A 6,129-nucleotide genomic window follows, 5' to 3' on the forward strand; every position below is an offset into this window, starting at 1 on the left:
GAACGGCCACCCCGCGCTCAGATGTCGAGCTGCCGCACACCCGTCTCGCGCAACGCCACCCGGCCGGCCGTCGCCCGTTTGCGCAAGCGGACGATTTCGTGTGGCTGTAACCCGATCGCGACGCCGAACGCCTCCACGTCCGGGAACCCGCCCTGACGCTGCCGCAACTCCAGCGCCTTGGCCACCTGCTCCGGCGAAAGCAGCCGCGCCAGCTCCGGCCCCGAAGCCGCGTTGACGTCCACGAGCGCAACAGGAGCAGGGGCAGGAGCAGCAACAGGCGGCGGAGCCAGCACCGGCGCGTCCGCCGGGACGTAGGCCTCGATCGTGTCGTTCTGGTGCAGGTCCCGGAACGCCAGCCCGACGGTGAACGTCCGCGCCCCGCCGTTCGTCCGCGCCGCCACCCCGCCCGTCGCCAGCGACAGGATCCGAAGGTCCGATGCGATGACCGTGCTCCGCTCGTTGAACGTCGTCCCCGCCGGCCGCAGCACCCGCGCCCGCGTGCCCACCGTGAACACCGAGCCCCGCCCCTCCGGGACCTCGACCGCCGCCACCACCGAACCGTTGCCCAGGTCGTTCAGGCCGTGCACGACGGCGACGCCTTCCCGCCGCTCCAAGTGGTCGTGAGAAGGCTCGTGGAACGCCGTGAGCGCGTCACCCGCCATCGGCGGCACGTCGCACTGGAAGCCGAGCAGCACCGTGCCCGGCTGCCCGGCCGGCAGTTCCTCCACCGGTCCGGGACCGAACAGCCCGAGCACCCGCATCGGCTGGCCTCCGCGCGACAACGCCGTCAACGCCCCGAACCGCAGGACGCCCTCCCGGACGAGCACCTGCACGTGGAACCCGGTCAGCTGGTCGTACGCCGGCGCGACCACCTGCGCCACGCCGTCCTGGCCGCTCAGGTCCGGGCCGACCCGGTCGTCGGTGTACAGCTCCAGCGCGTCGCCGTTGCCGAGGTCGCGCCGCCCCACCGCGACGAAGACGTCCTTGAGGAACCCGGCGTCGGTCACCGGCTCGAGGTCGCTCGAGAAGAACTTCTTCCGCACCATGATCCCGAGGCGCAGGTTGTCCGCCAGGATCCGGTCGGCGCGCTTCAGCCGCGCGCGGGCGCCGCGGACCGCGCGCCCGATGCTGACCTGACCGCCGGGCAGCTCCCCGAGGCCGGGGAGGGTGACCGAGTCGTTGAGCGCCTTCCCGAACTCGATCAGCCCGACCCTGACCTCGGTCACGACGTGGCGGCCAGGGTGACGCTGATCGACTGGTCGGCGTTGACGCGCTCGGATTCGACGACCATCCCGTTCGAAGCCGCGCGCTCCTTAAGCCTGGCAAGAACGGCGCGCTGCACTTCGGCCGCGTACGCCTCGTCGACCGACAGCACCAGCCGCTGGGCTTCGGCCTCCGCGAGGCCAGGGCCGTCGACGTGGGCCATCTGGACGCCTTCGGGGCCGTAGACGAACGTGATCCGCCTTCCCTCCCACGCGGCGACGACGGAATTGCCGTCGTCGGTGACCTGCGCGCGCAGCCCGGTCAGCGCCCGGGCGAGCAGGTCGCGATGGCGCATCCGGGTCCGCACGGTGACGACGCCGGGCTGCGCCTGCGCGTGCGCGGCGATCGTGGCGGCGTTGAGCTGGGCCAGCGCCTCACTGCGCAGCTTGAGCGTGACACTCATCGGTGATCCCCTTCGAGCAGCGCTTCGAGTACTTCGGTGGTGGCGAACCCGTTCAGCTCGATCGCGCCGTCCGGGGCGATCGTGAGTTCCAGGCGGTTCGGGGTGGTGAAGATCGACTCGTCGTAGCGGTCGGTCAGGAAGTGGAAGCGCTGGTTGACCGAGCCCACCCACGGCCGTGAGGTCTCCGGCCGGTCGGCCAGGAAAGGGCCGTCGACCAGCAGATCCGTCGCATCGAGCAGCTTCGACGGCGGCAGGTCCTCCAGGACGTTCCCGGTGAACGTCATCACCGAAAGCCCCTCGGCGCGTACGGCCGCGGCGAACTCGCCCAAGGGTGAAGGCTGGTCGAACGGCTCGCCGCCGAGCAGCGTGACACCTTCGATGCCGTCGATCGCCAGGACGCGCGAAACCAGGTCCTGCCACGGTACGAGCGTCCCGCCGCGGGTCGTCCACGTCTGCGGGTTGAAACAGCCGGGGCAGCGCACCGAGCAGCCCTGCGTCCACACCGCGCACCGCAGGCCGGGGCCTTCGGCCGCGGTGACGTCGACGATCCGGTGGAGGTTCAGGAGTTCCATTGCGACTGCTGCTGCGACGCCGTGTTCTCCGCCTGGGCGGACGTGCGCCGGTAGTCCTCGGTGAACTCCGACGTCACGGTCTCCGCGCCCAGCAGGTCTTCGAGCAGCGGGATGTAGTCGAGGCACTTCGACCCGGTCACGCCGTGGGTTTCGGCGCTGATCGAGCCGTCCTTGCCGATGGTGACGGTCACGCGGTGCGTCATACGTCGATCGTCCTTCCCCTCGGGGACTCCGGCAGCGGCGGTGCGACCGGGGCCGCCTCGACCTCGGCTTCCGTGTCCGTCGCCGCGACGGCACGGGTCTCGGCCCAGTTCCGGATGGCCAGGATTTCGTCGGCCTGGGTGACCGACAGCGGCACGGTCGTCTTCACCGCCCGCACGAGGTCGTCGCGGCGCAGCGGCCGTTTCTCGGCGAACGCGTCGACCAGGCCGGCCAGCACGGCCTGCTCGATCTCGGCGCCGCTGTAGCCCGCGCTGACGTCGGCGAGCTCGGCGAACAGCGCGTCGTCCAGCCGCAGCTCACTGGCCACGAACGCGTCGGTGACGCGCCGGCGCAGGTGGATCCGCCAGATCGCGACGCGCTCGGGCGCCGAGGGCAGGTCGACGAAGAAGATCTCGTCGAAGCGGCCCTTGCGGAGGAACTCCGGCGGCAGCGAGCCGACCTGGTTCGCGGTGGCCATCACGAACACCGGCGCGGTCTTTTCCTGCATCCACGACAGGAACGTGCCGAAGACGCGGCGCGCGGTGCCGCCGTCGCCTCCGCCGCCCGCGCCGGCGAGGCCCTTCTCGATCTCGTCGACCCACAGCACGCACGGCGCGATGCCTTCGGCGGTGCGGATGACCGTGCGGATGTTCTTCTCGCTGGAGCCGACCAGGCCGGCGAAGACGCGGCCCAGGTCCAGGCGCAGCAGCGGCAGCCGCCACATGTTCGCGACGCACACCGCGGACAGGCTCTTGCCGCAGCCGGGGACGCCGGTGAGCAGCAGGCCCTTCGGCGCCGCGAGGTTGTACGCCGACGCGGCGGGCGTCCACGTGCCGGTGCGTTTGGTGAGCCAGCGCTTGAGCCGGTCGAGGCCGCCGACGGCGTCGAAGCTCGTCTCCGCGGGGACGATGTCGAGCATCCCGGAGCGTCGGACGGCCTGGCGCTTCTCGGCGAGGATCAGTTCGAGGTCGCTGGGGTCGAGGCCGCCGCCTTCGACGAGCGCCCTGGCGAACGCGTTCTCGGCCTCGGGCAGGGTGAGGCCGCGCGCGGCGGCGACGATCATGTCCCGGTCGTCGCGGTCGATGCTGATCCGGACGTTCTGCCGGTGCGCGGCGACCATGCCGTCGAGCAGCTCGCCGATCTGGCGCTGGTCGGGCAGCGGGAAGTCGACGACGGTGGCGTCGTGCTCCAGCTCCGGCGGCACGGGCAGCGACGGCGACACGAGGATCAGGCTGAGCGGCACGGGCCGGGTCTTGAACGCGGCGGCGAGCTCCCGCAGGCGCCGGACGACCTCGGGGTCCGGCCGGTGCCCGCCTTCGGAGACCAGCTGCGGGTGCAGGTCGGCGAAGACGAAGACGGCGGGCTCACCCCAGCCGTAGACGCGTTCGAGCGCGGCGGACGCGGCGCGGGTTTCGCTGATCGGCGGGCCGCCGGCCGGGGCGAGGCCGGTGGTGGAGGACCAGACGTAGACGCGGCGAGGGGTCCGCAGCCGCTGCTGGTCTTCGGCGACGGCGCGGATCTCCCGCAGCACCCGCTGCTCTTCGTGCGTCTCGACGACCAGCAGCGGGTACCGAGCCTGCAGCAACTGGGTCAGCTCATCGCGAAACCCCTGGCCGGCCATCGATCGCCCCCTCGAAGTCCGCCCGGACATTACCAGCGCCCTGATCTCGAAACGGCTCCGAGCAGTCGCGACCGGCGCGTTCCGTTCTTAGACTCACCAGGCCCGACGAAGACGTCTACGGGAGGCACCATGCCTGACGCGCCCGCCCTGCCGAGCTATGCCTCGGGGATCTCCGAGGTTCCGCTGCTCGGGGACACCATCGGTGACAACTTCGATCGGACGGTGGCCGCGTTCGGGGGTCGTGATGCCCTCGTCGACCGGACCGCCGGCCGGCGGTGGACCTACCGGGAGCTGGCCGCCGAGGTGAACGCGCTCGCGCTGGGCCTCGTCGCGCAGGGTGTCGGGAAGGGGGACCGGGTCGGGATCTGGTCGCCGAACCGGGCGGAATGGACGTTCCTCCAGTACGCCACCGCGAAGATCGGCGCGATCCTCGTCAACATCAACCCCGCCTACCGGTCGCACGAACTCGAGTACGTGCTCAACCAGGCCGGCGTGAAACTGCTGGTCGCCTCGGACAAGTTCAAGACCTCCGACTACCCCGCGATGGTCGACGAGGTGCGCGGGAAGTGCGCCGCGCTCGACCACGTCGTGATCCTCGGCGGTGAGAGCTGGCAGGCGCTGATGGACGCCGGCTGGCAGGGCGATCCGGCGACGCTCGCCGGGCTGCAGGCGACCCTCTCGGCCGACGACCCGATCAACATCCAGTACACCTCGGGCACGACCGGCTTCCCCAAGGGCGCCACGCTCAGCCACCACAACATCCTGAACAACGGCTACTTCGTCGGCGAACTGTGCAACTACACCGAACAGGACAAGGTGTGCATCCCGGTGCCCTTCTACCACTGCTTCGGCATGGTGATGGGCAACCTCGCGTGCACCAGCCACGGCTCGTGCATGGTGATCCCGGCGCCGGCGTTCGACCCACAGGCGACTCTCGACGCCGTCGCCGCCGAGCAGTGCACCTCCCTCTACGGCGTGCCGACGATGTTCATCGCCGAGCTGAACCACCCGGACTTCGGGAGCTTCGACCTGTCGTCGCTGCGGACCGGGATCATGGCGGGCTCGCCGTGCCCGGTCGAGGTGATGAAGCAGGTCATCGACCGGATGGGGATGGCCGAGGTGTCCATTTGCTACGGCATGACCGAGACGTCTCCGGTGTCGACGCAGACCCGCGCCGACGACTCCATCGAGCGTCGCGTGTCGACGGTCGGGCGGGTCGGGCCGCACCTGGAGAGCAAGGTCGTCGACCCGGAGACCGGCCTGACGGTCCCGCGCGGCGAGCCGGGCGAGCTGTGCACGCGCGGGTATTCGGTGATGCTCGGGTACTGGGAGCAGCCGGACAAGACGGCCGAGGCGATCGACGCGGCCCGCTGGATGCACACCGGCGACCTGGCGGTCATGGACGCCGACGGGTACGTCAACATCACCGGCCGCATCAAGGACATGGTCATCCGCGGCGGGGAAAACCTGTACCCGCGGGAGATCGAGGAGTTCCTCTACACGCACCCGGACATCCGGGACGCCCAGGTCATCGGCGTCCCGGACGAGAAGTACGGCGAAGAGCTGATGGTGTGGATCCAGATGCGCGAGGGCGCGCAGCCGTTGACCGCGGAAAAGGTGCGCGAGTTCTGCGAAGGCAAGCTCGCGCGCTACAAGATCCCGCGGTACGTGCAGCTCGTCGAGGAGTTCCCGATGACGGTCACGGGCAAGGTCCGCAAGGTCGAGATGCGCGAGAAGTCGATCACGTTGCTGGGCTTGGAAAAAGCGGCGTCGACGAAGCACGCCTAAACCGGCCGGCGCGGTCGGGCGTTACAGCTTCGCAAGGTATGTCTCGCGAAGGGAGTGAACGTGACTCGAGGTTGGGATTGGTCCCGTGGGAACGACTGGAACCGCGGGAACGAGCGGCTCCGCGCCTGGGACTGGTGAGTACATGAGGGGCACCTTCATGGCCTTTAACGGGCTCTTTGCACCGATGTGTGGGTGGTTGAGCGTGGCGTGAAGGGGCGCACGCCGTTGTCCGGCTTAGTTTCTGGCTTGTCGAAGGTCAGCAACCAAGTGATCGGGGAACG

The 6,129-nt window shown here is 70.1% G+C and carries 6 protein-coding genes; 1 reads left to right on the forward strand and 5 read right to left on the reverse strand.

Features of this window, described 5'->3' with window-relative positions; translation table 11 throughout:
- Nucleotides 1–17 precede the first annotated feature (17 nt).
- From QQ657_RS53730 to QQ657_RS53750, 5 genes are read right to left on the reverse strand one after another with little or no spacing between them, the layout of a single operon-like run.
- On the reverse strand, nucleotides 18–1,226 hold the full coding sequence (locus QQ657_RS53730) for a hypothetical protein (protein ID WP_284750228.1): 1,209 nt from the start codon (nucleotides 1,224–1,226) through the stop codon (nucleotides 18–20).
- Complete coding sequence (locus QQ657_RS53735) at nucleotides 1,223–1,666, reverse strand: hypothetical protein (RefSeq protein WP_284750229.1); 444 nt, start codon at nucleotides 1,664–1,666, stop codon at nucleotides 1,223–1,225. Before QQ657_RS53735 ends, QQ657_RS53730 begins: the two co-directional genes overlap by 4 nt.
- A complete protein-coding gene (locus tag QQ657_RS53740; protein WP_284750230.1) occupies nucleotides 1,663–2,238 on the reverse strand; it encodes a 4Fe-4S single cluster domain-containing protein in 576 nt (191 codons plus the stop codon). Before QQ657_RS53740 ends, QQ657_RS53735 begins: the two co-directional genes overlap by 4 nt.
- Nucleotides 2,226–2,441: a DUF2997 domain-containing protein gene (locus QQ657_RS53745; RefSeq protein WP_284750231.1), complete on the reverse strand. Its 216-nt coding sequence runs from the start codon at nucleotides 2,439–2,441 to the stop codon at nucleotides 2,226–2,228. The genes QQ657_RS53740 and QQ657_RS53745 overlap by 13 nt, the downstream gene beginning before the upstream one ends.
- Complete coding sequence (locus tag QQ657_RS53750) at nucleotides 2,438–4,060, reverse strand: AAA family ATPase (RefSeq protein ID WP_284750232.1); 1,623 nt, start codon at nucleotides 4,058–4,060, stop codon at nucleotides 2,438–2,440. Before QQ657_RS53750 ends, QQ657_RS53745 begins: the two co-directional genes overlap by 4 nt.
- Nucleotides 4,061–4,189: 129 nt before the next feature.
- Here QQ657_RS53750 and QQ657_RS53755 point away from each other — a divergent pair, with 129 nt between their 5' ends.
- Nucleotides 4,190–5,848: an AMP-binding protein gene (locus QQ657_RS53755; protein WP_284750233.1), complete on the forward strand. Its 1,659-nt coding sequence runs from the start codon at nucleotides 4,190–4,192 to the stop codon at nucleotides 5,846–5,848.
- Nucleotides 5,849–6,129 lie beyond the last annotated feature (281 nt).

This window comes from Amycolatopsis ponsaeliensis (assembly GCF_030182635.1).
Classification (GTDB): domain Bacteria; phylum Actinomycetota; class Actinomycetes; order Mycobacteriales; family Pseudonocardiaceae; genus Amycolatopsis; species Amycolatopsis ponsaeliensis.

Bases quoted from the DNA above. Each gene is read 5' to 3' on its own strand.
- QQ657_RS53745 (WP_284750231.1), bottom strand. From the start codon at position 2,441: ATGACGCACCGCGTGACCGTCACCATCGGCAAGGACGGCTCGATCAGC.
- QQ657_RS53755 (WP_284750233.1), top strand. From the start codon at position 4,190: ATGCCTGACGCGCCCGCCCTGCCGAGCTATGCCTCGGGGATCTCCGAG.
- QQ657_RS53740 (WP_284750230.1), bottom strand. From the start codon at position 2,238: ATGGAACTCCTGAACCTCCACCGGATCGTCGACGTCACCGCGGCCGAA.
- QQ657_RS53750 (WP_284750232.1), bottom strand. From the start codon at position 4,060: ATGGCCGGCCAGGGGTTTCGCGATGAGCTGACCCAGTTGCTGCAGGCT.
- QQ657_RS53735 (WP_284750229.1), bottom strand. From the start codon at position 1,666: ATGAGTGTCACGCTCAAGCTGCGCAGTGAGGCGCTGGCCCAGCTCAAC.